We start from the raw sequence: 24,920 nt of genomic DNA, 5'->3' as shown, positions 1-24,920 counted from the left end.
CGGCTCGCTACCCTCCGATGAGTTGATCATGTGATCAATAAGCTACTCCAGGACCGCACGAGAGTCGAGGATGCCGATGAGCTGGCGGATGCCGAGCGAGACCGCGCCGCACGCGCGCACGTGGATGGCCTTCCCCGTGGAGGGACCGACCCTGGGCGACACCGACACCGAGCGCGAAGAGGGCTACGCGGCGTGGACGGAAGTCGCCGCGGCCATCGCCCGCTTCGAGCCGGTGACGATGGTCGTCGATCCGTCCGAGCTCGCGCGCGCCCGGAGGATGCTGCCGGGTGACGTCACGGTCCTGGAAGCGCCCGTCGACGAGTTCTGGATGCGCGACCACGGCCCCACGTTCGTGATCGACGACGAACGCCCCGGCGTCCTCGGCGCGGTCGACTGGATCTTCAACGGCTGGGGCGCACACGACTGGGCACGCTGGGAACGCTCCGCCGAGCACGCCCGCATCGTCGCGGCCGAGGTCGGCGCGGAACTCATCTCCTCGACCCTGGTCGCCGAAGGCGGCGGCTTCCACGTCGACGGCGAGGGCACGGTGCTGCTGACCGACACGGTGCAGCTCGACCCGCGGCGCAACCCCTACGCCGATCGCGCGCGCGTCGAAGCGGAGCTCGCCCGCACCCTCGGCACGACGACGGCGATCTGGCTGCCGCGCGGCCTCACCCGCGACTACGACGATTTCGGCACGAACGGCCACGTCGACATCGTCGCGACCTTCCCCTCCCCCGGTCGCGTGCTCCTGCACACGCAGCGCGACGCGGCGCACCCCGACCACGCCGTCAGTGCCGCGCTCCGCGAACTGCTCTCCACTCAGACCGACGCCGCCGGACGCCGTCTCGAGGTCGTCGAGCTGCCCGCGCCGGCGACCCTGCGCGACGACGAGGGCTTCGTCGACTGGAGCTACGTCAACCACCTCGTCGTGGGCGGCGGCGTCATCGCCTGCGGCTTCGGCGAGGACAAAGCGGATGCCGAGGCCCGCGCGATCCTCGCCGACGCCTACCCGGGGCGCGAGATCGTCACGGTCGACGCCCGCCCGATCTTCGCGCGCGGCGGCGGCATCCACTGCATCACGCAGCAGCAGCCGGCCCTGCCGCGCGAGGTGACCTCGTGATCGACGTCGTCGACGCCTCGATCGCCGAGCTGCGCGCCGCCCTCGAAGACGGGCGTGCGACGGCCGTCGAACTCGTCGAGGCCTACCTCGCGCGCATCGACGCCTACGACACACCCGCCACCCCGACCGCCCTCAACGCGGTCGTCGTCCGCAACCCCGACGCGCTCGCGGAAGCCGCGGCATCCGACGAGCGCCGCGCCCGCGGCGAGACCCTCTCACCCCTGGACGGCATCCCCTACACGGCGAAGGACAGCTACCTCGTGCGGGGACTCACCGCCGCGGCGGGCTCCCCCGCCTTCGCCGAACTGGTCGCCCAGCGCGACGCCTTCACGATCGAGCGCCTGCGGGCGGGCGGGGCGATCTGCCTGGGACTCACAAACATGCCGCCGATGGCCAACGGCGGCATGCAGCGCGGCGTCTACGGACGGGCGGAGAGCCCGTACTCCGCAGACTGGCTGACCGCACCGTTCGGCTCCGGATCGTCGAACGGGTCGGGCACGGCGACCGCGGCATCCTTCGCGGCCTTCGGACTCGGCGAGGAGACGTGGTCGAGCGGCCGCGGGCCCGCGAGCAACAACGCGCTGTGCGCCTACACGCCCTCGCGCGGCGTCATCTCCACCCGCGGGAACTGGCCGCTCGTGCCCACGATGGACGTCGTCGTCCCCCACACCCGGACGATGGCCGACCTGCTCGAAGTGCTCGACGTGATCGTCGCGGACGACCCCGACACCCGCGGCGACTTCTGGCGCACACAGCCATGGATCCCGCTGCCGGCGCCGTCCGCCGTGCGCCCGGACGACTACCGTGCGCTCGGCGCGGGCGCGTCGGTGGCGGGCCTGCGCCTCGGCATCCCTCGGATGTACATCAACGCCGACCCGGATGCCGGGACCTCCCCCGCCCCGGGCATCGGCGGCCCGACCGGCCGGCGCATCCAGACCCGCGCGTCGATCATCGCACTGTGGGAGCAGACGCGGGCTTCCCTCGAGGCGGCGGGGGCGGAGGTCGTCGAGGTGGACTTCCCCGTGGTCAGCACCTACGAGGGCGACCGGCCGGAAGCGCCGACCATCGCGACGCGCGGATTCGTCTCGCCCGCCTACCTGCGGCGCGAGATCGTCGACCTGTCGGCGTGGGCGTGGGAGGACTTCCTGTCCGCGAACGGCGACCCCGCTCTGTCCTCCCTCACGAACGTCGACGGCGCACGGATCTTCCCGCACCCCGCGGGGGCGCTCCCCGACCGCTACACCGGGTTCGACGACGACATCGCGACCTACCCCGACTGGGTGCGGGAGAACCCCGGAATGACCTGGCGCGACATGCCGGAGCTCGAAGAGGGGCTGAGGGGCCTGGAGCGCACCCGGCGGGTCGACCTGGAGGAATGGATGGCCGGCCTCGGGCTCGACGCGGTCGTCTTCCCCGCCGTCGCCGACGTCGGACCCGCCGACATGGACGTGAACCCGGCCTCCGCCGAGCTCGGCTGGCGCAACGGCGTCTGGGTCGCGAACGGCAACCTCGCCATCCGTCACCTCGGCATCCCGACCGTGACGGTGCCGATGGGGCTCATGGACGACATCCGAATGCCGATCGGCCTCACGATCGCGGGACGCGCGCGCGACGACGCCGCACTCCTGCGCCTCGGCTGCGCGATCGAGACACTCGCCCCCGAACGACCGGTGCCGCCGCGCACCCCCGCACTGAAAGACCGCACATGACCGACGCCGCCCGCATGCACGATGTCACCCCCGAGACGCGCCGCATCGTCGACCTCGTGCTCGACTACTCCCGCGAACGCCTGCTCGCGCAGGACACCCCGCTCGACAAGCCGCTGCCCGCCGCCGAACTCAGCCGCCTGGCGGGGCGGACGATCTCCGAAGAGGGGGTCGGCGCCGAGCGCGCACTCGGGGTGTTCACGCACGTCCTGGCCCCGGCATGCATCACGACCGACGACCCGCGGTATCTCTCCTTCATCCCGACCGCGCCCACGAAGTCGGCGGCGGCGTTCGACCTCGTCGTGTCGGCGAGCGCACTCTACGGCGGCTCCTGGCTGGAGGGCGCCGGCGCCGTGCACGCCGAGAACGAGGTGCTGCGCTGGCTGGCCGACGAGTTCGGCCTGCCGGCATCCGCGGGCGGCGTCTTCGTGCAGGGCGGCACGCTCGGCAACCTCTCCGCCCTTGTCGCCGCGCGGGAAGCGGCGCGCGCGCACCGCGCCGACACCGGCGCCGCCGCGCCGACCCGCTGGGCGGTCGTCTGCAGTTCGCAGGCGCACTCCTCGATCGCCTCGGCTGCGCGGGTGATGGACGTCGACGTCATCACGGTGCCCACGGATGCCGACGGGGTGCTGCGCGGCGACGCCGTCGCGGAGGTGCTCGCCGACGTGCACGAGCGGGTGTTCGCCGTCGTCGCGACCGCCGGCTCGACCAACTTCGGCATCGTGGACGACATCGCCGGCGTCGCCGCGGCAGCACACGCCCACGACATCTGGCTGCACGTCGACGGCGCCTACGGCCTCGCGGGCATGCTGTCACCGCTGGCCCGTCACCTGTACGCCGGCGTCGAGCAGGCCGACTCGGTGATCGTCGATCCGCACAAGTGGCTGTTCGCCCCGTTCGACGCCTGCGCTCTCATCTACCGCGACCCCGAGCAGGGCCGACGCGCGCACACGCAGCACGCGGAGTACCTCGACACCCTGACCGACCGCTCCGACTACAGCCCGTCCGACTACGCGGCCCACCTCACCCGCCGCGCCCGGGGGCTTCCGCTGTGGTTCTCGCTCGCCACCCACGGCGCAGCCGCCTACCGCGAGGCGGTCAGCGCCTCGATCGTGCTCGCCCGGCGGATCGCCGACGAGATCGCGACGCGGCCCGGGTTCTCCCTCGTCCGCGAGCCGCAACTGGGCGTCGTCGTGTTCGAGCGCGACGGCTGGACGCGCGCCGAGTACGAGGCGTGGTCGCAGCGCCTGCTCGACGTGCAGCACGCCTTCGTCACGCCGTCGAGCCACGAGGGCCGCGCCAACGCCCGGTTCGCGATCCTCAACCCCCGCACCACGTTCGAGGACCTCACCGGCATCCTCGACACCATGCACTGACCGCCGGACGTCGCACGGGAGCCAGCCCGCTGACTTCTGAATCAGTCTTGATAATTCACTGTCGCGATTGATATCGTCGCCGATCATGCCCCAAACGACGGAAACCGCGCCTTCGCGTCGACAGGCCCTGGATGCCGCGTCCAAAGCGATCATCGAGCAGCTGCAGGAGGACGGGCGACGACCGTACGCCGAGATCGCGAAGGCCGTCGGTCTCAGCGAAGCAGCGACGCGCCAGCGCGTGCAGAAGCTCGTCGACCAGGGCGTGATGCAGATCGTCGCCGTCACCGACCCGCTCCAGCTCGGCTTCGCCCGTCAGGCGATGATCGGCATCCGCATCGCCGGCGACACCCGCGGCATCGCCGCGCAGTTGTCGACCCTGCCGGGGATCAGCTACGTGGTGTCGACGGCGGGATCGTTCGATCTGCTCGTCGAGGTCGTCTGCGAGAACGACGACGACCTCATGGACCTGCTCAACGAGCAGATCCGCGCCCTTCCCGAGGTGGTCTCGACCGAGACCTTCGTCTACCTCAAACTCCACCGTCAGCTCTACAACTGGGGGACACGATGACCATCGACGACGCCGACCTGCAGGCCAAGGCCCGCGACCACCTCTGGATGCACTTCGCACGCCAGTCGGTGATGACCGAGGGCCCCGGAGTGCCCATCATCGTCAAGGGCGAGGGCCACCACATCTGGGACTCGCGCGGCAAGCGCTATATCGACGGGCTCGCGGGCCTGTTCGTCGTGAACGCGGGGCACGGCCGGCGCCGCATCGCGCAGGCGGCCGCGAAGCAGGCGGAGGAGCTCGCCTTCTTCCCGCTGTGGTCGTACGCCCACCCCTCCGGCATCGAGGCCGCCGACCGCATCGCGAACCTCGCCCCCGGCGACCTGAACCACGTGTTCTTCTCGTCCGGCGGCGGCGAGGCCGTCGAGACGGCGTTCAAGCTCGCCAAGCACTACTGGAAGCTGCAGGGCAAGCCCACCAAGCACAAGGTCATCTCGCGCGCCATCGCCTACCACGGCACGACGCAGGGCGCCCTCGCGATCACGGGCCTGCCCGTCATGAAGCACATGTTCGAGCCGGTCACCCCGGGCGGATTCCGCGTGCCGAACACGAACTACTACCGCGCCGAAGAGTCGGGGTTCGGGGGCGGCACGCCCGAAGAGTTCGGGCTGTGGGCCGCCGACCGCATCGAGCAGATGATCCAGTTCGAGGGACCCGAGACGGTCGCCGCGGTGTTCCTCGAGCCGGTGCAGAACGCCGGCGGCTGCTTTCCCGCCCCGGCCGGCTACTTCCAGCGGGTGCGCGAGATCTGCGACCGCTACGACGTGCTGCTCGTCTCTGACGAGGTGATCTGCGCCTTCGGACGCCTCGGCCACTACTTCGGGGCCCAGGCCTACGACTACCAGCCCGACATGATCACGTTCGCGAAGGCCGTCACCAGCGGCTACGCGCCGCTGGGCGGTACGATCGTGAACGACCGCGTCTACGAGCCCTTCGCGCACGGCGACCTGTCGTTCCCGCACGGCTACACCTTCGGCGGACACCCCGTCTCGGCGGCCGTCGCGCTGGAGAACCTCGATGTGTTCGAGGAGGAGAAGCTGCTGGAGAACGTGCGCGAGAACTCGCCCGTGTTCCGCGCGACGCTCGAGAAGCTGCTCGACCTGCCCATCGTCGGCGATGTGCGCGGCGACGGGTACTTCTTCGGCATCGAGCTGGTCAAAGACAAGGCCACGAAGGAGACCTTCGACGACGACGAGTCCGAGCGACTGCTGCGCGGCTTCCTCTCCAAGGCGCTGTTCGACGCGGGGCTCTACTGCCGCGCCGACGACCGCGGCGACCCCGTGATCCAGCTCGCCCCGCCGCTCACCATCGGCCCGGCCGAGTTCGACGAGATCGAGCAGATCCTGCGCTCCGTGCTCACGGAGGCCTGGTCCCGCCTCTGACCGGGATCACGAACTCCGCATCCGATCGCGTGATCGGATGCGGAGTTCGTGCGTATCTGCGGCGTTCGTCAGGCCAGGATGCGGGTGTCGATCACCTCGCCGCCGCGGATCGACAAGCCCGCACGAAGAGACGCGTCAGCGGCGAGCGCGGCGTCGGTGCCGAGGTCGGCGAGCGCGAGCGTGTAGCGCAGCGTCGCGTTCGTGAGCGCGAGGGTCGAGGTCAGCGGCACGGCCCCGGGCATGTTGGCGACGGCGTAGTAGATCGCATCGTGCACCCGGTAGGTCGGGTCGGTGTGCGTGGTCGCGTGCGTACCCTCGAAGCAGCCACCCTGGTCGACCGCGATGTCCACGAGCACCGAGCCCGGCCGCATGCGCTCGACCATGTCGAGCGTCACGAGCTTCGGCGCCGCGGCGCCGGGCACGAGCACCGAGCCGATGACGAGGTCGGCGTCGGCGACGAGGTCGGCGATGGTCGAACGCGTCGACACCCGCGTGTCCACACGGCCGTCGAAACGTTCGTCCAGGCGCCGCAACTGCGGGATCGACAGGTCGACGATCGTGACGTGTGCCCCCAGTCCCACGGCCATCTGCGCGGCGTGGGTGCCGGCGACGCCGCCGCCGATCACGACGACCCGCCCGCGCGGGGTGCCGGGGACGCCTCCGAGCAGGATGCCGCGGCCACCGGCCGGGCCCAGCAGCTGCTGCGCACCGACCTGCACCGACAGTCGCCCGGCGATCTCGCTCATGGGCGCGAGCAGGGGCAGCGATCGGTCGGGCAGTTGCACGGTCTCGTACGCGATCGCGGTGGTACCGGCAGCCAGGAGCGCCTGCGTGAGCGCCGGCGCGGCCGCCAGGTGCAGGTAGGTGAACAGCGTCAGGTCCTTACGGAGGAATCCGTACTCCGGCGCGATGGGCTCCTTGACCTTGACGAGCAGGTCGGCGGCGCCCCAGACGTCGGCGGCCTCGGAGACGATCTCGGCTCCGGCAGCACGGTAGGCGTCGTCGCTGAGGCCCGACCCGACGCCGGCGCCGCTCTGGATGAGCACACGGTGGCCGTGCGCCGAGAGCTCGTCGACGCCGGTGGGCGTCATGCCGACGCGGCGCTCGCTGTCTTTGATCTCTGCGGGAACACCGATGATCATGTGCGGGACTCCTTCAAAATGGTCCGCGGAAAGGGGAGTGGAGCGGTGCAGCGCGATCACGATGTCAGCCCGCTCGATGCACGACAAGAGCATCCGAAGATTCAGTGAAAACAGTCACTCCGATTCGAACTATGCTCGGCACATGGCCGTCTCCTCCGCAGATATATCGATGGATGCCGCTGATCTCCGACTCATCGACGAGTTGCGCAGCGACGCCCGTCAGCCGCTGAGCCGCCTCGCCGCGACGCTGGGATTGGCGGCATCCACCGTGCACGCGCGCATCTCGCGGCTCGTCTCCCGCGGGGTGATCCGCCGCTTCACGGTCGACGTCGACCCCGCCGCGCTGGGCTATCGCACCGAGGCTCTCGTCTCGGTGCGGATCCGTCCGGGGGCGCGCGCCCAGCTGACCCGGTTCGCCGAGGAGCTGCGCACCCACCCCGACGTCGCCCAGTACTTCTACGTCGCCGGCGCAGAGGACTTCGTGATCCACTTCCGCGGGCGTGACAGCGCCGACCTGCGCTCCTTCGTCACCGACCACCTCTCCACGCACTCGATCGTCGCGGCGACCAACACGAGCCTCATCTTCGAGCGCACGGACGGGCTGCGCGGGGTCTGAGCCCGCACCCTTCGTCCGCGAACGGACGATCCTCGGTCGAATCGTCCGAACATGGCGCCGACGCGTCATCAGCGGTGACGGCGACGCTACACAAACGAAACAGGCCGACCCTAGTATTTCGAGCACCCGAAACGCCTCATCATCAGGAGGAATCACGAACGAGTCACTCGCCGCCACGTCGGCATCCTCTCGCTCCGCCACCCTTGCCCGCTCGCTGGGGGTGTGGTCGATCGTCGGCCTCGGCCTCGGCTACATGACGCCCACGGTCGTGTTCGACACCTTCGGCAACGTCGCCGTCGAGACCAACAACGTCGTGCCCGCCGCGTACGCCCTGGCCCTCGTCGTCATGGGCTTCACGGCGATCAGCTACGGCAAGATGGTCGGGGTCATGCCGAGCGCCGGCTCCGCGTACACGTACGTCCGCGAATCGATGCACCCGAGTCTCGGGTTCCTCGTCGGCTGGACGTCACTCATCGACTACCTGCTGCTGCCGATGGTCAACGCTCTGATCCTCCGCAGCTACATGGAGGCGCTCTTCCCCGACATCCCGGGATGGGTGTGGGTCGTGGCCTTCACCGCGGGTGTCACCGGGATCATCTACCTGACGATGCGCGGCACCTCCAACGTCAACATGATCCTGCTGATCTTCTCGATCGTGGTCATGGCGGTGTTCGTCGTCATGGTCATCGTGCAGTTGGTGCAGGGCGCCGGCGCCGGCACGGTCGCCTCCGTGCAGCCGTTCTTCCACCCCGAGGTCGAGTTCGGCGCGGTGCTGGCCGGTGCGACTATCGTCTGCTTCTCGTTCATCGGCTTCGACGCGGTGACGATGTACGCGGAGGAGGCGAAGAACCCGAAGACCATGCCGCGCGCGATCCTACTGACCGTGCTGGTGGGCGGCGCGATCTTCCTCGTCGCGGCCTACTTCACGCAGCTGCGCTTCCCGGCCCACGAGGCGTTCCCGCCCGAGGCGATCGCCGACTCGACGCTGCCGGAGATCGGCTCGCAGGTCGGCGGCATCGTGCTGCAGTCGGTGCTGACGGCGGCGGGCTTCGCAGCCACGCTGGCGTCGTGGCTCGCCTCGCACGCGTCGGTCGCTCGCATGCTGCTGGTCATGGGCCGCAACGGCGTGCTGCCCAAGCGCTTCTTCGGCTACATCAGTCCGCGCACCCACACACCCGCCTTCACGGTGGTGCTGGTCGGCATCGTGAGCCTGGCGGCCATCGCCTTCACCCTCGATCAGATCGTCGACTACATCAACTACGGCGCCCTCATCGCGTTCACCTTCGTGAACATCTCGGTGATCGCCTGGTTCGCGGTTCGCCAGGGACGTCGACGGACGCCGCGCGACATCATCAACTACATCGTGATGCCCGCGATCGGCATGGCGCTGACCGGACTGCTGTGGGTGAACCTGGACGACCACGCGCTCATCGTCGGCCTCATCTGGACGGGGCTCGGGCTCGTATATCTCGTCTTCCTCACCCGAGGGTTCCGTCGCCCCGTGGTGTCGTTCGATGAGAACCAGCCGGTCACCGGTTTCAACAAGATCGTCGAACCTGGGCCGCGCTCGCAGATCTGAGTTCCATCCCGGCCCCTCTCGGCGTAGCATCCGGCTCATCACCGACGTGATCCGCACGGAGTCACTGACCAAACGCTACGGGCGCGGCCACGCGCTCGACGGGCTCGATCTCGTCGTCGAGGAGGGCCGGGTGCACGGCTTCCTCGGACCCAACGGCGCCGGCAAGTCGACCACCATCCGCATCCGCCTCGGCCTCGCACGTCCCACCTCGGGCACGGCGACCGTACTCGACGCCGACCCGTGGGGCGACGCCGCGCGTCTGCATCGACGGGTGGCGTCGGTTTCCGGCGACGTCAGTCTCTGGCCGAACATCTCCCGCGGCGAGGCCATCGATCTGCTCAGTCGCCTCCGCGGCGGAGGCACCGGCCCGCACTACGCCACCGCGCGGCGGCGACTGTGCGACGCCTTCCAGCTCGACACCCGCACGAAAGGACGCGCCTACTCGACGCGCTCGGCGCGATCGATGCGGGCATCGCGCGTCGGCTCGCTCGTCCGGCCTGTCCGCCCGGAGCGCGCACGCCGATGCTCGTGCGATCCATCGCGGCCGCGGTCCACCGGCATCCCGCTCTCGTCGCGCTCACCGTGGGCGAGCTCGTGGACGTGGCGCCGGCCGGAGCCGGGGCGCGTCAGAGCGCGAGCGGCACGCCCGCCACGGGAACGAGCAGCCTGTCGGCGAGTCCCGCGTAGGCGAACTCCCGCTCGAGGCGGTCGATCGTCTCGGTGAAGTGGTGCCAGCCCTCGGCGTGCACCGGGACGATGATCGCGTCTCCCAGCGCCCGCGCCGCCTCGACCGCGGTGCGGGCGTTGAGCGTGAGGTCGGCGTCGCCGAAGCGGCCGACATTGGCGGCGCCGGCGCACAGGACGGCGATGTCGATCGGCCGAGGCGGCCGGCGATCTCGCCGACGAGCGCGGGCGCGGCGTTGTCGCCGGCGACGTAGACGACGGGCCGGCCCGGGGCGCGCACGACGAAGCCCGTGACGGGCGCGGAGAGCTCTTCCGCGCCCTCGGGGCCGTGGAGGGCGGGCACCGCGGTGATCTCGACGTCACCGACGGCATGGGACTGCCACGGCTCGAGCCCGCGCACGCCGTCGAGGCGCGAAGCCGCCGCAGGCGTGGACAGGACGACTCCCGCGCGCGGCAGGAACGCGCGCCCCGCGGCATCCAGGTTGTCGGGATGCTGGTCGTGCGAGAGCAGCACGACGTCGATCGCACCGACCTCGTCGGCTCCGAGGGCGGGGCCCATGAGCTTGTGCAGCGTGACCGAGCCGGACGGGTAGTCGCCCGGCTCGTCGAACGTCGGGTCGGTGAGCAGGCGGATGCCGCCGTACTCGATGATCGCGGTCGGGCCGCCGATGAGGGTGAGCGCAGGGCGGGAGATCGTCATGCTCCCATTGTCGTCGCGGGGGCGTGCCGCCGGGCCCGACGAACTTCGCAGAATGTCACGTACTCCGCATCCGATCGCCCAGATGGATGCGGAGTTCGTCGGTTTCTGCGGACTTCGCGCGGCGCTCGTCCGGGGTCAGCCGCCCAGGACCATCATCCGATCGGGGTCGGGCAGGGCGGCGCGTTCCACGAGGTCGCGGCTGCGCCCGAGAGCCCAGTACGCCTCTTCCGAGAGCCATCGGTGGACGACGTCCAGGTCGATCTCGTCCAGTTCGGTCGTCACGCGCACGCCGGTCATGTCGTCAGTGTACGAGAGCGGCCACCACGGCCCCGCGGCATCCGGCGTCTGCTCCATCGAGTACCGTCGAACGGTGACGACTCCCGACACCTACACCGTGGCCACCGACGGCGCCTGCAAGGGCAATCCGGGGCCGACGGGATGGGCGTGGGTCGGCGAGGACGGTCACTGGGCGGCGGGCGCCATCCCCGTCGGCACCAACAACATCGGCGAGCTCATGGGGCTGCTGAAGGCGATCGAGGACCATGCCGATGTCGCGCACCTGATCGTGCAGGCCGACTCGAAGTACGCGATCGACACGTACGCGTCCTGGATGGACGGGCACCGCCGACGCGGGTGGAAGACCTCGACCGGCGCACCGACGAAGAACCGGGATCTGCTCGAACAGCTGATCGCGGCCCGAGACGCCCGCCGCGCGGCGGGCTTGCCCGACGTCGTCCTGGAACATGTCCGCGGGCACCAGGGACACGTGCTCAACGAGTGGGCCGACGAGCGCGCCGTCCGCGGCGCCGAGCACGCCGCGAAGGGCACCGCGAGCGCGTGGTCGTCATTGGGCGGTCTGCACCCGCAGCTCGACGTGTCGGCGGCGCCGAAGAAGAAGCGCTAGTCCTGGGTCGTCCCCTCGAACAGGCCGATGTGGTTGCCGTCGGGGTCGACGATCACCGCCCACCAGCTCTTCGCCGTGATCGGCTGCTTGCCCATCGCGACGCTCGCCCCGGCCGCCTCGGCCTTCGCGATCGTGTCGTCGATCGAGTCGACCTCGACGTACGACCGCGGCTGGGTGAAGCCGTCCTCCCGCGGCGCCAGTCCGCCGCCGCTGATGCCGTTGGGAGCGGCCCACATCGGGTAGCCCTCGAAGCCCGGCGGCTCGGCGATCTGCCAGCCGAAGAGATCCGAGTAGAACGCCGCGGCTTTCGCCAGGTCCGCGACCGGAATGTCGATGTGGGTGATGTCGCCGTGCGCCATGAGGGCCCCTTCCGCCGCGCACAGTCTCCCCCCGCGCGCGGCGCCACCACAAGAGGGTCAGTCGGCGAGCAACGCCTCCAGCGCATCGATCGCCGGACGTTGACCGGCGACGAGGCGCATCCTCGCCTGTGCCAGCGGCATCCACGCCACGCGATCCACCTCGGGAAAGCGCTGCCGCTTCCCGGAGCGCGGCGGCCACTCCATCTCGAACGCGCCGAACTCCAGCGTCGCAAGATCGTCGTCGGATGCCGCGAAGCCGGGAGCCTCACCGCAGAACACGGTGACGTTCTTGGCGCCCGATGCGTACGCGAACGTGCCGAGCTGGACCAACGCGATGTCGGGCGGATCGACGCCGAGCTCCTCGCGGAACTCGCGCGCCGCGGCATCCGCCGCCGACTCCGTCCGCGGGTCGAACTCGCCTTTCGGGATCGACCACGCGCCCTCGTCCTTGCGGGACCAGAACGGACCGCCCATGTGTGCGACGAGCGCCGACACCGCGCCGTCCGGATCGACCCGGTACAGCAGGATGCCGGCGCTCGTCGTGACCATGAGCGTCACGTTCCGCGGCCCGCGTCCCGCCGATTCAGAGCGGACGCGAGGCGGGCGAGACGGAGTAGGTCTCTTCCGGGTCGGTGACGGCGACGGGCGCGAGGGCCGCGTCGATCGCCGACAGGACCTCGGCGTCGAGCACGACGCCGGACGCCTTGACCGAGTCCTCGAGCTGCTCCGGGCGCGAGGCGCCGACGAGGGCTGCCGACACGTTCGGGTTCTGCAGCACCCACGCGATCGCGAGCTGCGGCATGGTGAGACCCGCCTGCTCGGCGATCGGCTTGAGCTTCTGCACGGCGGCGAGCGTGTCGTCCTGCAGGAAGCGCTTGATGAAGTTCGCCCCGCTCTTCTCGTCGGTCGCGCGCGAGCCGTCGGGAACGGGCTGCCCGGGCAGGTACTTGCCGCTGAGCACGCCCTGCGCCATCGGCGACCAGACGATCTGCGAGATGCCGAGCTCCTCCGAGGTCGGCACGACCTTGCCCTCGATGACGCGCCACAGCGCCGAGTACTGCGGCTGGTTGCTCACGAGCTGGAACTTCAGCTCCTTGGCGAGAGCGGCGCCCTCGCGCAGCTGCTCGGCCGTCCACTCGCTGACGCCGATGTAGAGCGCCTTGCCCTGGCGGACGATGTCGGCGAAGGCCTGCATCGTCTCTTCGAGCGGGGTCTCGTAATCGTAGCGGTGCGCCTGGTAGAGGTCGACGTAGTCGACCTCGAGGCGACGGAGCGATCCGTGGATGCCGTCGAAGATGTGCTTGCGCGAGAGACCGGTGTCGTTCGGGCCCTTGCGCCCGATCGGCCAGTAGACCTTCGTGAAGATCTCGAGGTTCTCGCGCGGCTGGCCCTTCAGGGCCTTGGCCAGCACGACCTCGGCGGCCGTGTTGGCATAGGCGTCGGCGGTGTCGAACGAGGTGATCCCGAGATCGAGTGCCTTGTGCACCGTCGCGATCGCCGCATCGTCGCCGACCTGCGAGGCGTGGGTCACCCAGTTGCCGTAGGTGATCTCCGAGATCTTGAATCCGCTGTTGCCGAGGTACCGATAGTCGACCATTCCCCCACGCTACCCGCGCCTGCACCCCCCTCGGGCCAATCCGCGAGGGGTCGCGACACGCGGTGTCATGCGTGGTCCACGCCGCGTGTCGCGACCCCTCGCGGGAGGTGGGTGGGGTCGAAAGGCCCGGCATCCGTCACGCTGATTCAGATGCTGACCGGTGCCCAGGCGCCGGATCCGACCTCGCCGACCTGCGCGGCGCCGTCGAACCGGCCGAGCCGGAACGCATCCAGCACGGGCGACGGCGTGCCCGTCACGACTTCCTCGGCGACGAGCTCACCGAGGATCAGACCGAGGGTGGCGCCGGAGTGAGTGAACAGTACGGACAGGCCGTCGATCTGTGGGACGGCACCGACGACAGGCTCGCCGTCGCCGGGGATCGGCTTCAGCCCGGCGCCGATGCGGTCGGCGCGCAGCGTCGGATGGCCCGCGAGGACGCGCGACGCCTCCTCGAGCAGCCCCTGCACCGAGGCATCCGGAACGGTGAGCGACCCGTCGTCTGCGACGACGATCGACTTCTCCGCCCAGTCTGCGTCGAGCACCAGTCGCCCGTCGGGCATGGGACGCACCGCGACCCGTGGAGTGTTCAGGACCGTTCGCACGCGCGGCTCCACCGGCTCGGTGATGACGACGAACGCGGCGGGAGTGGCATCCGGAATCGTCACGCCGAGCGCGGCGAGCTGCGTCGGAACGTGCCCCCCGGTGGCGAGTACGACGCGATCGGCGCTGATGCGCGTGCCGTCACCGAGGATCACGCCGGTCGCGACGCCGTCCTGGACGTCCACCCGCACCTCGCCTGCGCCCTCGATGAACTCCGCTCCGTCGGCGACGGCCTCGGCCACGAGGGCGGCGACGAGATGAGGCAGGTTCACCCAACCCTCGCCCGCGTTGAAGATGGCGCCTTCGGCGGGAACGGTCGACGCGTCCACATCGGGGGCGAGGATGGCAACGCGGGCACTGTCGACCCAGCGCGAGTCGTAGCCGGCGGCGCGCTCATATGCGAAGGTGGGCGCAAAGCTCTCGCCCGCGGCCTCGTCCGCCCACTTCAGGGCGCCGTCGAAGCGCAGGTAGGCGGCGCTGTCGGGATGGCGCGCGCTCCAGGTGCGGTACCGGTCGATGCCGATCAGCCTGAGATACCGGTACTCCGGCGTTCGCGCCCCCGACGAGTTGAGCCACGCGATCGATCGCCCCGACGCGCCGTCGGCGGCCTTGCCGTCCGTCACGAGCGTCACCCGTGCGCCGGCGCGAGCCAGGTGAGCGGTCGTCGAGGCGCCCAGGATGCCGGCGCCGATCACGACGACGCGAGGGGAGGCCGGGGTGGCGGTGGGGGGAGTCATTGGTGTCCTTTCATCGATGGGGTGCGCTCGTCGGCGCGGTGAAGTGCGGTCTCGAGGTGGAGGCGCTCGATGAGCTCGAGCACGACGACTGAGTCGGCGGGGTCGACCGGCAGCGGCGCACCCTCGTGGATGCTGTCGGCGAGCAGCCGGTAAAAGGCCCCGTAGTCGCCCCGAAGGGAAGGCAGAGGCGCGGCCGAGCCGCCGACCCCGAACCTCCCCCATCGCTCGACGGGGGTCAGGCCGAAGTCCTCATCGAGCGGCGACGCCCCATCGCCGAGGGCAGCCTCCTGCCCGTCGAGCCCGAAGCTCGTGTAGCCGCTCTGGGAGCCGAGAACGTGGAAACGCGCGCCGAGCAGCGGCGCCAGCGAGTTCATCCACAGGTGCGAGATCGTCCCCGACGCATGCCGCAGCGCCACGAACGCATCATCTTCCGCGACGCCGTCCGGCCGGTTGACGGCGAGTTCCGCGCGCGCCTCGACGACCGGCCCGAACAGCTGCAGCGCCTGGTCGATGAGATGGGTGCCGAGGTCGAACAGGATGCCTCCGCCCTCGGCGACGGATGCCTCGGCCTTCCACGAGGCGCGCATCTCGGGCTTGTACCACTCGAAGCGCGACTCGAAGCGGCGCACCGCTCCGAGGCGGCCGGAGCGCACCAGCTCCGAGACGGTGCGGAAGTCACCGTCCCAGCGCCGGTTCTGGAAGACCGTGAGCGCTCGTCCCGTGCGCTCGGCATGCGCGATGAGGTCGCGGCCCTCTGCCGCCGTCACGGCGAACGGCTTGTCGACAACGACATCGAGTCCGGCATCCATCGCTCGTGCCGCGATGTCGGCATGGGTCGCCGGGGGCGCGCCGATGACCGCGAGATCCAGGTCGTCGGCACGCGCCCACAGCTCGGCCACCGACGCGACAACGGATGCGGCGGGGTAGCTCTGGGCGGCGGCGGCGGCGCGTGCCGGGTCGCCGGTGACGATCAGATCGAGCGAGTAGGCCGGGTCTGCGGCGAGGAACGGGGCGTGGAAGACCCGTCCGGACACGCCGAATCCGACGACGGCCGTGCGGATCGGCGGCGGCGCGGCATCCGCCATCACAGCACCTCCGAGAGGAAGCGTCTCAGCCGATCGCTCTGGGGCGCATCGAACAGCCGGGCCGGTTCGCCTGCCTCGACCACCTTTCCTTCGTCCATGAACACGACCTGGTCGGCCACTTTGCGCGCGAAACCCATCTCGTGCGTGACGACCAGCATCGTCATGCCGCGCTGGGCGAGGTTCGCCATGAGGTTGAGCACGCCCTTGACCAGTTCGGGGTCGAGGGCGCTCGTTGCCTCGTCGAACAGCATGACCTCCGGTTCCATCGCCAGCGCGCGAGCGATCGCGACGCGCTGCTGCTGACCGCCGGAGAGGTCGCGCGGCCGGTGATCGGCACGTTCCGCCAGGCCGACCTCGGTCAGCCGCTCGTGCGCGATCAGGCGCGCCTCGGCCTTGGAGAGCCCCTTGACATTGCGCAGGGCGAGAGCGACGTTGTCGAGCGCGGAGTGGTCGGGGAAGAGGTTGAAGTGCTGGAAGACCAGGCCGATGCGACGCCGGACGGCGTCGGGCTTCTGCGAGAGAATGCTCTTGCCGCTGAGCAGAACGTCGCCGGACTTCGGTTCGTGCAGTCGGTTCACGCCGCGCAGCAGTGTGGACTTGCCCGATCCGGAGGGGCCGATGATGCAGGTGGTCGTGCCCTGCGGGACGTTCACGCTGACGCCGCGCAGCACGTCGATATCGCCGTAGGCCATCGTCAGGTCCCGTAGTTCGAGGCTCGATCCCTCGTAGAAGTGGCCGCCCGAGACAGGGACGGGAGAGGTGTAGGTCATGAGTTCTCTCCGTAGGTGAGAGTGATCTCTTCGACCTCGTCCAGACCGCTCTTGGGTGCAGTGGCCTTGCGGCGGCCGGTGCGGAACCGGTTGTCGAAGTAGTTCACGAGGTGGGTGAGCGGAACGGTGATGACGAGGTAGAACAGGCCCGCCATGACCAAGGGCGACAGATTACCGGTGAGCACGGCGGCATCCTGCCCGACGCGGAACAGCTCGCGCTCGCTCACGAGCAGCCCCAGGAAGTAGACGAGCGAGGAGTCCTTGACGATCGCGATGAACTGGTTCACGAGCGCGGGCAGTACGCGTCGCACGCCTTGCGGCACCACGACCAGGCGCATCGCACTGCCGTAGCTGATCCCCAGCGCCCGGCAGGCTTCGAGCTGACCGCGGTCGATCGACTGGATGCCGGCGCGGAAGATTTCGCCGATGTACGCGGATGCGATGAGGCTCAGTGCGAGGATGCCCAGCGGGTACGGCGATGGTCCGAACAGCTGCTGACTGAGCCGCGCGAACCCCTGCCCGATCAGCAGGATCGTGAGGATGGCGGGGAGACCACGGAAGATGTCGGTGTAGACCCGGGCCGGCCACCGCAGCCAGCGGGTCTTCGAGATCCCCATGATCGCGACGACCATGCCCAGCACGATGCCGATGACGGTCGCCCACACAGAGATCACGAGGGTGTTGACCAGACCGGTGCCGAGCAGTTGAGGGAACACCTGCCACATCGCGTCGAAGTCGAAGAAGGTCTTGATGATGTTGTCGAGCCAGTCCATAAGGCGCTCCATCTCTCAGTGGACGTGCGGGCCGGATGCCGGGGCTCCGGCCCGCACGTTCACGGTCAGTTGGTCGGGGTCGCGCTCGGGGTCGCGGTCTGCTCCGACGAGGGGAGGTATTGATCGGGCATCGGCGAGCCCGGGAACCACTTCTGGTAGAGCGTCTTCCACGTGCCGTCCTCCATGGCGGCGTGAAGGGCCTCGTTCAGAGCGGTCTGGAACGCCGTGTTGCCCTTGGCGATCGCGAAGCCCGCGGGTGCGTCGAACGAGGGAATATCGATCGCGTTGACGAGTCCGTACTGCGTGGCGTACTCCTTCGCCGCTTCGTAGTCGAGGAAGTGCGCGTCGATCGAGCCGCTGTTGACGGCGGAGATCGCGGCGTTGTTGTCGGGGAAGCGCACGAGATCGGTGTCGGTGAAGTTCTTGACCGCGTATGCCTCCTGGAGAGTGCCCTGCACGACGCCCAGCCGCTTGCCGGCGAGGCTGCTCTCGTCGGTGATGCCGGAATCGGGCGACGCCATGACCGTGAGGTAGCCGGCGAGGTACCCGTCGGAGAAGTCGACGGTCTTCTTGCGCTCGTCGGTGATGCCGATGGCGGCGACGCCGACGTCGAACTGACCATTGGCGACCGCGGCGAGCAGCCCCGAGAAGTCCTGGCCGGTGAACACGACCTCGTCGATGCCGATGCGGTGAGCCACGTCGGTGAACAGCTCGACGTCGAACCCGGTGAACTGACCTGCCTCGTCGGTGAACGTGTACGGCTTCGCGTCGCCGAGGCTGGCCACCCGGATCTCGCCCGGCGTGATCAATCCATATGGGTTCTCGGTCTCGCCACCCGAGGCTCCGCTGCCCCCGGAGGGCGAGCAGGCCGCGAGCGAGATCGCCGCCGCGACGGCGGCAGCCGTGAGGGCGGTACGACGGAGTGTGGAGCGGATGCTCATGTGGTGTCCTCTCTGAGCAGCAAGTGCATAGGTGGTGTGGATGATTGCGGAGACCGGTCTCAGTCCCTTAGCGTTGAGACCGGTCTCTTTGCGGTTTCTGGGACCGTACAAAATCGAACCGGTCCGCGTCAAGAGAAACTTTTGCGCCTTCACGAGTTCGTAACATGGGGTCAGCACCCAGGGAGGCGATGTGAGCGGCTTGGAGACGGGGGCCCGCGAAGCGACGGTCAGCGATGTGGCGCGCGTCGCGCGCGTGTCCAAGGCCACGGCGGCGCGAGCTCTCGGCGACTACGGCGCCGTCAGCGATGCCGTTCGCGACCGCGTGCACAAGGCCGCGGAGCAGCTCGGCTACCGGCCCAACCAGCTGGCCCGGTCGATGACGACCCGCCGATCGCAGACCATCGGCATCGTGCTGGGCGACATCGAAAACCCCTACTTCGCCGCGGCGACCCGCGGGGCCGCGGATGTCGCCGCTGCCGCTGGCTACGACGTCATCCTGTCCAACTCGGACGAGCGGCCTGAGGTCGAGGCGAAAGCCATCGCTGTGCTGCTCGCAAAGCGGGTCGACGGCATGCTCGTTGCTCCCGCCTCGTCACTCGCACCCGGCAATCTGCGACCGGTCATCGAGGCCCGACGCCCGCTCGTGCTCTTCGACCGCACCGTCGTGGGCATCGAGGCCGACGCCGTCGTGACCGGCAACCGCGCTGCCGCGCAGCAGCTGACGGAGTTGCTGCTGGACGTCGGCCATCGACGCATCGCATTCATCACCACGCTGCCCCACGACGGGCCCTTCCGCAGGGCCGACGAGCTGTCCATGTCGGCGGTGGCCGAACGCGTCGACGGCTTCCTCGGAGCGCTCACCGCAGCGGGCATCGCCCAGCCCGCCTCGTTCGTGCACCTGAACGCGCCGCGCGCCGGCGTCGACACGCTGGTCGCCGGCCTCCTGCAGAGCGACAACGCCCCGACGGCGATCATCGCCTCCGACAGCCTCATCGCCCTGGCCGCTTTCCGTGCGGCGCAACGGCTCGGGCAATCCATCCCCGATCAGCTCTCCCTCGTGTCCTTCGACGACGCGGACTGGATGAGCGTGACGATGCCCGGCATCACCGTCATGGAACAGCCCATCCACCGGGTCGGAGCCGAAGGCGCGCGCATCCTGCTCCGCCGCCTCGCGGGCGATCCCAGCCCCGCGGCGACCGTCGTCTTCGCGCAACGGCTCATCGAGCGGGGTTCCGTCGCCGCCCCCGCCCACGTCGCCACATCGGTGCGGGCATAGCCGCGGCGGAACGCTTCAGTCGAGGACCGGCACCGTCGCCGCGACGTCGCGGTCTTCCTCGGTCGCGACGAGCTGGCCGCACGCGCCGTCGATCTCCTTGCCGCGGGTGTCGCGGAGGGTCGTCGGGATCCCGGCCTCGTTGAGGCGGCGTACGAACTCGTTCTGCACCGCGGGCTCCGACGCGGTCCACACCGAACCGGGCGTCGGGTTCAGCGGGATCGGGTTGACGTGCACCCAGCCGCGACCGCGCTCGTTGAGCTTGGATGCCAGCAGGTCGGCCCGCCACGCGTGGTCGTTCATGTCCTTGATGAGCGCGTACTCGATCGACACGCGCCGACCGGTCTTGTCGAAGTAGCCGCGGGCGGCGTCGAGGGCCTCGTCGACCTTCCAGCGCGAGTTGATCGGAATCATCTCGTCGCGGAGGTGATCGTCGGGGGCGTGGAGCGACAGGGCGAAGGTCACCGGGATGTCTTCGGCGGCGAGCTTGTTGATCGCGGGCACGAGTCCGACCGTCGACACCGTGATGCCGCGCGCGCTCATGCCGAGGCCGTGCTTCTTGTCGACCATGGTGCGGACGGCCTGCATGACGCGGTTGTAGTTGGCGAGCGGCTCGCCCATCCCCATGAAGACGATGTTGGTGACGCGCTCATCGTCGTGGCCGACGCGGCGCGGGTCGCCGAGGCCGCCTTCGGCGATCAGCCGGTTGGCGCGCACGACCTGCTCGACGATCTCGGCGGCGGACATGTTGCGGGTGAGGCCCGCCTGTCCCGTCGCGCAGAACGGGCAGTTCATGCCGCATCCGGCCTGGCTCGACACGCACAGCGTGATGCGTCCGGGATAGCGCATGAGCACGGACTCGACGAGGGCGCCGTCGTGCAGCTTCCAGAGGAACTTGATCGTGTCGCCGCGGTCGGTCTCGAGCCGGCGCACCTCGGTGAGCAGGTTCGGCAGCATCTCGTGCACGAGCTCTTCACGACCGGATGCCGGGAGGTCGGTCATCTGCGCGGGGTCGGACGTGTAGTGCTGGAAGTAGTGCTTCTCGAGCTGCCCGGCGCGGAAGCCCGGCAGACCGAGGGCTTTGACCTTCTCGACCCGCTGCTCGGGGGTCATGTCGGCGAGGTGCGCGGGCGGCATGCCCTTCTTCGGCGCGGCGAACTGCAGGAGGGGTTTGCCCTCGGCATCCACCTTCTGGGTCCAGCCCTCCGTCCGCGGGCGCACCTGACGCGGCGTCTCGCGCGGTGTCGTCGAGCGGACGGGGGTGGATTCAGTCATGCATCCAGGGTACGGGCTACCGGCTGGACGACCGCCGGATTCACGGCGCACGAGCACTCCGAGCCAGACCCGCCAGCACCGCCGCGACCGCCCGTAGACTTCCTCCATGCCCGATGAGCCGCGCTCCACCTCTGTGAAGCGAGTGCCGGTGCACAAGGTGATCAACAACAACGTCGTCGTCTGGATCGACGAATCGGGGCGCGAGCGGGTGCTCATGGGCCGAGGCCTCGGCTTCCAGCTCAAGCCCGCCGATCGGATCAATCTCGCGAAGGTCGAGAAGACGTTCATCCTCGACGAGGGCGAGGCCCGCGAGCGCGAGCTTCGGCTGCTGGGAGACGTACCGTACCCGGTGATCGAGGCCGTCAGTCGCGCCACCGACGCGGCGGAGCACTCCCTCGGGCGGGCACTCGGACGGCTTCGCGGTCGCAGTGATCGATCACCTGCAGTTCGTGCTGGAACGGCTCGAGAAGGGGGTGCGCATCCCCTCGACCGCCATGCCCGAGCTGCGCGTGCGGTGTCGACGTGCTCGGCTACACCACGTGGGGCTGCATCGACCTCGTGTCGGCGTCGACCGCGCAGATGTCCAAGCGCTACGGCTTCGTCTACGTCGACCGCAACGTGAGGTCGCCCCGCGGCGTGCACAAGGGCGCGGCGATCGGGGCGATCCTCGAGCGGCTCGACATCGACCCGGCTGACGCGATCGGCGTCGGCGACAACTGGAACGACGCCGAGATGTTCGAGGTGTGCGGCACCGCGATCGTGATGGGCAACGCCGTCGACGGCGTGAAGGCCCTCGCCGATCAGGTCACCACCTCGATCGACGACGACGGCATCTGGAACGCGTTCGAGCGCAACCGCCTCATCTGAGGTCGTTGCCGGCAGTGTTTCCGGATCTGGATGCGGGGCAGACGCTCCGCGCCCAGACTCCGTTCACCGGCATGCGACAGGATGGACGCCGTGACCTCTCCGGATTCCTCCCCGCGCATCGTGTTCATCGACGTCGACGGGACGATCCTCGAGCACGGCTCCGTGATCGCGCCGTCGACGGTCACCGCGATCCGCGCGGCGCGCCGTGGCGGGGCGATCGTCTACCTCTGCACGGGGCGGTCGGCCGGTGACATCCACCCGGCCGTCCGCGAGATCGGCTTCGATGGCGTGGTCAGCAACGGCGGCGCGTTCGCCGTGCGGATCGATGCCGACGGCACCGAGGAGCAGCTGGTCTCCCACCTCATGCCGCGCGCGGCGACGGAGCGGATGATCGGGTATTTCGAAGACCACGGCATCCACTACTTCCTGCAGACCGACGACGGGGTCCACGCGTCGGAGGGCGTCGGTGCGGCGGCCGACGAGTTCTTCCGGCAGCGTCGCGAGCGGCACACCGAAGACCTGCGCGCTCTCGGCCTCGACGATGACGATGCGCCGCTGCCGGCGATCAGCTATCGCCCTCTCGGCGAGGTCGACCTCGACCAGGTGGTGAAGGCGACGTTCATCAGCGCCGACTCCGACACGCTCGCCCACGCGCAGCGCGAGCTCGGCGACACGTTCCACGTCATCCCGGGCTCGATCCCGATGCCCGGCGGCTCGAACGGCGAGATCGCGCTGCTCGGCGTCAACAAGGGGTCGGCGATCCTCGAGGTGCTGGAGATCCTCGGGATCGACGCGAGCGACGCCGTCGGCATCGGCGACAGCTGGAACGACGTCGAGATGTTCGAGGTCGTCGGCACGGCCGTGGCGATGGGCGGGGCCGACCCCGACCTGCAGGCCAAGGCCGACTTCGTCACCTCGGGCGTGCTCGACGACGGCGTGCACCGCGCGCTCGTCCGCGTCGGCCTCGTCTGACCCGCGTGATCGCGCCCCGCGCCGCGCCGCGATCACCGAGAAACCACATCCCGCCCGAGAAACCACGGCCCACGTGGTTTCTCACGTACCAGATGGTTTCTCACGCGCGAGCGTGGTTTCTCACCGGTGGATGCCGGGGCGCAGGCAGACCGGTGACGCGGATCGGCGGCGACGAGGCCCGAGGGCTGGGCGTCAGAGGAAGATATCGGGGAACAGCTCCGAGTCGGGGGTGCCGGGGACGGCGGCGTAGCCGGAGAAGTCGGTGACACCGGCATCCCTCAGCACCTCTTCGACGATGAGCGTCTGACCGGTGTACTCGCGCGAGGGCTTCAGCAGCACCTCGTAGGCCGCATCGGCGTAGACCTCGGGCGTGCGGCTGACCTTCATCATGCGGTCGCCGCCGAGCGCGAACTGCACCGCCGCCGTCGCGATCGTCGTCTCGGGCCAGAGCGTGTTGGCGGCGATCCCGTCGTCGGCGAACTCGGCCGCGAACCCGAGCGTCGCCATCGTCATGCCGTACTTCGCGAGCGTGTACCCGGCGTGGGCGCCGAGCCAGCGCGGCGTGATGTTCAGGGGCGGCGACAGCGACAGGATGTGCGGGTTCGGGGCATCCTTCAGGATCGGCACGGCCGCGCGCGACAGCATGAACGTGCCGCGCACGTTGACGTCCTGCATGAGGTCGTACTTCCTCGCGGCGAGGTCGAGCGACCCCGACAGGTCGATCACCGACGCGTTGTTGATGACGATGTCGATGCCGCCGAACTCGCCCTGCGTCGTCAGCACGGCCTCGGTAATGTCGTCGTCGTTGCGCACATCACCGACGATCGGCAGCGCGCGGCCGCCCGCCGCCTCGATCTGCTCCGCCGCGGAGTGCACCGTGCCCTCGAGCTTCGGGTGCGGGGTGTCGGTCTTCGCCATGAGCGCGATGTTCGCGCCGTCGCGCGCGGCACGCAGCGCGATCGCGAGCCCGATGCCGCGGCTGCCGCCCGACATCAGGATGGTCTTGCCGGCGAGGGTCTGAGCGGTCATCGGGACTCCTTCGTGCTGGTCGTGCTGGTCGCGCTGGCGGCACCGGCCGCGCTGGTCGCGCCGGCGGCGCCGGTCGCGCTCTTGCGGGATGCCGCGGCGAACCCCGCGACGCGGGTCTGCGCGGCATCGGTGTCGAACGCGGCGCCGATCGTCTGCGCCTCGTCGGCAAGGTTGCCGTCGAACGCGCGCCGCGCCCCCGCGCGGAGGAGGCGCTTGGCCTGCCCGAACGCCGCGGTGGCATTGTCGAGCCAGAACGTCGCGATCTCGGCGGCGCGCGCACCCGGGTCATCCGCGACCTCGGTCACGAGGCCCCAGTCGAGCGCCGTGGCGGCGTCGATCGTCTCGTCCTGCAGCAGCAGCCGCAGCGCGCGGGTCTGGCCGATCGCGGCGGGCAGGAGCGTCGAGACCCCGAGGTCGGGCGTGAGGCCGATGTTCGCGTAGCGGCTGACGAACTTCGCGCGCGGGCTCGCGACGACGTAGTCGGCCGTCAGCATGAGGCCGAGGCCGCCGCCCGCGACCGCGCCCTGCACGGCGGCGACGATCGGCTTGTCCGATTCGACGAACGCGCGGATGCCGTCGTGGATGACCCCGGCCATGGCGCTGACGTCGGAGCCGGCCGACCCCGACGTCGACATCTCGATCACGTCGCCGCCGGCGCAGAACGCGGGGCCGCTCGCGTCGATCAGCACGGCGCCGACCTCGGGGTCGGCGGTGATCTCGCGCGCGAGGTCGCGCCAGCGCTGCCCCATCTCGAACCCCATCGCGTTGAGCGACGCCGGACGGTTGAAGGTGAGGTGGGCGAGCGCGCCCTCGCGGGCGTACAGGATCGATTCGGTCACGGGCGGGTCTCCTTGCCGGACGGGGC

At 69.9% G+C, this 24,920-nt stretch carries 25 protein-coding genes and 3 pseudogenes; 14 read left to right on the top strand and 14 right to left on the bottom strand.

Translation table 11 applies throughout. From position 1 onward, the window contains the following. Window positions 1-76 precede the first annotated feature (76 nt). The 5 genes from LOK55_RS08590 to LOK55_RS08570 all read left to right on the top strand — a co-directional run bounded on the left by LOK55_RS08590 (window position 77) and on the right by LOK55_RS08570 (window position 6,152). Window positions 77-1,123, top strand: coding sequence for an agmatine/peptidylarginine deiminase (locus LOK55_RS08590; protein WP_229935036.1), 1,047 nt, complete (start codon window positions 77-79; stop codon window positions 1,121-1,123). Further along, on the top strand, window positions 1,120-2,832 hold the full coding sequence (locus LOK55_RS08585) for an amidase (RefSeq protein WP_229935035.1): 1,713 nt from the start codon (window positions 1,120-1,122) through the stop codon (window positions 2,830-2,832). The genes LOK55_RS08590 and LOK55_RS08585 overlap by 4 nt, the downstream gene beginning before the upstream one ends. Beyond that, the gene (locus tag LOK55_RS08580; RefSeq protein WP_229935034.1) at window positions 2,829-4,205 is read left to right on the top strand and encodes an aminotransferase class V-fold PLP-dependent enzyme; all 1,377 of its coding nucleotides are present in this window, start codon (window positions 2,829-2,831) and stop codon (window positions 4,203-4,205) included. Before LOK55_RS08585 ends, LOK55_RS08580 begins: the two co-directional genes overlap by 4 nt. 85 nt (window positions 4,206-4,290) lie before the next feature. Continuing rightward, window positions 4,291-4,773: an Lrp/AsnC family transcriptional regulator gene (locus LOK55_RS08575; protein ID WP_196384588.1), complete on the top strand. Its 483-nt coding sequence runs from the start codon at window positions 4,291-4,293 to the stop codon at window positions 4,771-4,773. Then, window positions 4,770-6,152: an aspartate aminotransferase family protein gene (locus LOK55_RS08570; protein ID WP_229935033.1), complete on the top strand. Its 1,383-nt coding sequence runs from the start codon at window positions 4,770-4,772 to the stop codon at window positions 6,150-6,152. The genes LOK55_RS08575 and LOK55_RS08570 overlap by 4 nt, the downstream gene beginning before the upstream one ends. Window positions 6,153-6,220: 68 nt before the next feature. Here LOK55_RS08570 and ald read toward each other — a convergent pair whose 3' ends face one another. Further along, window positions 6,221-7,294, bottom strand: a complete 1,074-nt coding sequence (gene ald, locus LOK55_RS08565; protein WP_229935032.1) for an alanine dehydrogenase — start codon at window positions 7,292-7,294, stop codon at window positions 6,221-6,223. A 142-nt stretch (window positions 7,295-7,436) separates the two neighbouring features. Between ald and LOK55_RS08560 the strand changes: the two genes are divergently transcribed. From LOK55_RS08560 to LOK55_RS08550, 3 genes and pseudogenes are all read left to right on the top strand, one after another. Continuing rightward, on the top strand, window positions 7,437-7,910 hold the full coding sequence (locus LOK55_RS08560; protein WP_229935031.1) for an Lrp/AsnC family transcriptional regulator: 474 nt from the start codon (window positions 7,437-7,439) through the stop codon (window positions 7,908-7,910). 220 nt (window positions 7,911-8,130) lie between these two features. Next, complete coding sequence (locus LOK55_RS08555) at window positions 8,131-9,489, top strand: APC family permease (protein ID WP_229935030.1); 1,359 nt, start codon at window positions 8,131-8,133, stop codon at window positions 9,487-9,489. Window positions 9,490-9,526: 37 nt separating this feature from the next. Beyond that, window positions 9,527-9,934, top strand: a pseudogene (locus LOK55_RS08550) (ATP-binding cassette domain-containing protein); the annotation flags it as partial. A gap of 132 nt (window positions 9,935-10,066) precedes the next feature. On the opposite strand, the gene LOK55_RS08545 reads toward LOK55_RS08550, so the two are convergent. After that, window positions 10,067-10,873, bottom strand: coding sequence for an MBL fold metallo-hydrolase (locus LOK55_RS08545; RefSeq protein ID WP_229935029.1), 807 nt, complete (start codon window positions 10,871-10,873; stop codon window positions 10,067-10,069). Between the two features lie 135 nt (window positions 10,874-11,008). Then, window positions 11,009-11,170 carry a hypothetical protein gene (locus LOK55_RS08540; RefSeq protein WP_229935028.1) on the bottom strand — a complete coding sequence of 54 codons (162 nt, stop codon included), beginning with the start codon at window positions 11,168-11,170 and terminating at the stop codon, window positions 11,009-11,011. Between the two features lie 73 nt (window positions 11,171-11,243). Here LOK55_RS08540 and LOK55_RS08535 point away from each other — a divergent pair, with 73 nt between their 5' ends. Further along, window positions 11,244-11,777: a ribonuclease H gene (locus LOK55_RS08535; protein WP_229935027.1), complete on the top strand. Its 534-nt coding sequence runs from the start codon at window positions 11,244-11,246 to the stop codon at window positions 11,775-11,777. Here the strand turns inward: LOK55_RS08535 and LOK55_RS08530 are convergent. The 8 genes from LOK55_RS08530 to LOK55_RS08495 form a co-directional block, all read right to left on the bottom strand. Beyond that, entirely contained in the window at window positions 11,774-12,136 is a 363-nt protein-coding gene (locus tag LOK55_RS08530; RefSeq protein ID WP_229935026.1) for a VOC family protein, read from the bottom strand. The two genes, LOK55_RS08535 and LOK55_RS08530, sit on opposite strands and share 4 nt — an antisense overlap. Before the next feature lie 57 nt (window positions 12,137-12,193). Further along, entirely contained in the window at window positions 12,194-12,685 is a 492-nt protein-coding gene (locus LOK55_RS08525; RefSeq protein ID WP_229935025.1) for an NUDIX domain-containing protein, read from the bottom strand. Between the two features lie 34 nt (window positions 12,686-12,719). Then, complete coding sequence (locus tag LOK55_RS08520; protein WP_229935024.1) at window positions 12,720-13,733, bottom strand: aldo/keto reductase family protein; 1,014 nt, start codon at window positions 13,731-13,733, stop codon at window positions 12,720-12,722. Window positions 13,734-13,879: 146 nt separating this feature from the next. Further along, window positions 13,880-15,070: an FAD-binding oxidoreductase gene (locus LOK55_RS08515; RefSeq protein WP_229935023.1), complete on the bottom strand. Its 1,191-nt coding sequence runs from the start codon at window positions 15,068-15,070 to the stop codon at window positions 13,880-13,882. Continuing rightward, window positions 15,067-16,155, bottom strand: coding sequence for a Gfo/Idh/MocA family oxidoreductase (locus LOK55_RS08510; protein ID WP_229935022.1), 1,089 nt, complete (start codon window positions 16,153-16,155; stop codon window positions 15,067-15,069). Before LOK55_RS08510 ends, LOK55_RS08515 begins: the two co-directional genes overlap by 4 nt. Further along, entirely contained in the window at window positions 16,155-16,925 is a 771-nt protein-coding gene (locus LOK55_RS08505; RefSeq protein WP_308066654.1) for an amino acid ABC transporter ATP-binding protein, read from the bottom strand. Before LOK55_RS08505 ends, LOK55_RS08510 begins: the two co-directional genes overlap by 1 nt. Continuing rightward, the gene (locus LOK55_RS08500; protein WP_229935096.1) at window positions 16,922-17,698 is read right to left on the bottom strand and encodes an amino acid ABC transporter permease; all 777 of its coding nucleotides are present in this window, start codon (window positions 17,696-17,698) and stop codon (window positions 16,922-16,924) included. The genes LOK55_RS08505 and LOK55_RS08500 overlap by 4 nt, the downstream gene beginning before the upstream one ends. A 65-nt stretch (window positions 17,699-17,763) precedes the next feature. After that, on the bottom strand, window positions 17,764-18,639 hold the full coding sequence (locus LOK55_RS08495; protein WP_229935021.1) for an ABC transporter substrate-binding protein: 876 nt from the start codon (window positions 18,637-18,639) through the stop codon (window positions 17,764-17,766). A gap of 190 nt (window positions 18,640-18,829) precedes the next feature. On the opposite strand from LOK55_RS08495, the gene LOK55_RS08490 reads away from it, so the two are divergent. After that, on the top strand, window positions 18,830-19,915 hold the full coding sequence (locus LOK55_RS08490) for a LacI family DNA-binding transcriptional regulator (RefSeq protein WP_229935020.1): 1,086 nt from the start codon (window positions 18,830-18,832) through the stop codon (window positions 19,913-19,915). A gap of 15 nt (window positions 19,916-19,930) precedes the next feature. Here the strand turns inward: LOK55_RS08490 and rlmN are convergent, their stop codons facing one another. Next, window positions 19,931-21,187: a 23S rRNA (adenine(2503)-C(2))-methyltransferase RlmN gene (gene rlmN, locus LOK55_RS08485; RefSeq protein ID WP_229935019.1), complete on the bottom strand. Its 1,257-nt coding sequence runs from the start codon at window positions 21,185-21,187 to the stop codon at window positions 19,931-19,933. 106 nt (window positions 21,188-21,293) lie between these two features. Between rlmN and LOK55_RS08480 the strand changes: the two are divergent. The 4 genes and pseudogenes from LOK55_RS08480 to LOK55_RS08465 form a co-directional block, all read left to right on the top strand. Then, window positions 21,294-21,434, top strand: a pseudogene (locus tag LOK55_RS08480) (CAT RNA binding domain-containing protein); the annotation flags it as partial. Window positions 21,435-21,694: 260 nt separating this feature from the next. Continuing rightward, window positions 21,695-21,817, top strand: a pseudogene (locus LOK55_RS08475) (family 1 glycosylhydrolase); the annotation flags it as partial. Next, complete coding sequence (locus tag LOK55_RS08470) at window positions 21,806-22,054, top strand: HAD family hydrolase (RefSeq protein ID WP_229935095.1); 249 nt, start codon at window positions 21,806-21,808, stop codon at window positions 22,052-22,054. The pseudogene LOK55_RS08475 and the gene LOK55_RS08470, both read left to right, overlap by 12 nt. Before the next feature lie 81 nt (window positions 22,055-22,135). Continuing rightward, complete coding sequence (locus tag LOK55_RS08465; protein WP_141380901.1) at window positions 22,136-23,026, top strand: Cof-type HAD-IIB family hydrolase; 891 nt, start codon at window positions 22,136-22,138, stop codon at window positions 23,024-23,026. A gap of 192 nt (window positions 23,027-23,218) precedes the next feature. On the opposite strand, the gene LOK55_RS08460 is transcribed toward LOK55_RS08465, so the two are convergent. Both LOK55_RS08460 and LOK55_RS08455 read right to left on the bottom strand, forming a co-directional pair. Beyond that, complete coding sequence (locus tag LOK55_RS08460) at window positions 23,219-24,055, bottom strand: NAD(P)-dependent oxidoreductase (protein WP_229935018.1); 837 nt, start codon at window positions 24,053-24,055, stop codon at window positions 23,219-23,221. Beyond that, a complete protein-coding gene (locus tag LOK55_RS08455) occupies window positions 24,052-24,894 on the bottom strand; it encodes an enoyl-CoA hydratase/isomerase family protein (protein ID WP_229935017.1) in 843 nt (280 codons plus the stop codon). Before LOK55_RS08455 ends, LOK55_RS08460 begins: the two co-directional genes overlap by 4 nt. Window positions 24,895-24,920 lie beyond the last annotated feature (26 nt).

The sequence above is a fragment of the Microbacterium sp. F2E genome (genome assembly GCF_020905435.1).
GTDB lineage: Bacteria > Actinomycetota > Actinomycetes > Actinomycetales > Microbacteriaceae > Microbacterium > Microbacterium lacticum.
Note: the sequence above shows the minus strand (reverse complement) of the source record. Positions and strands in the feature narration are given on the sequence as shown.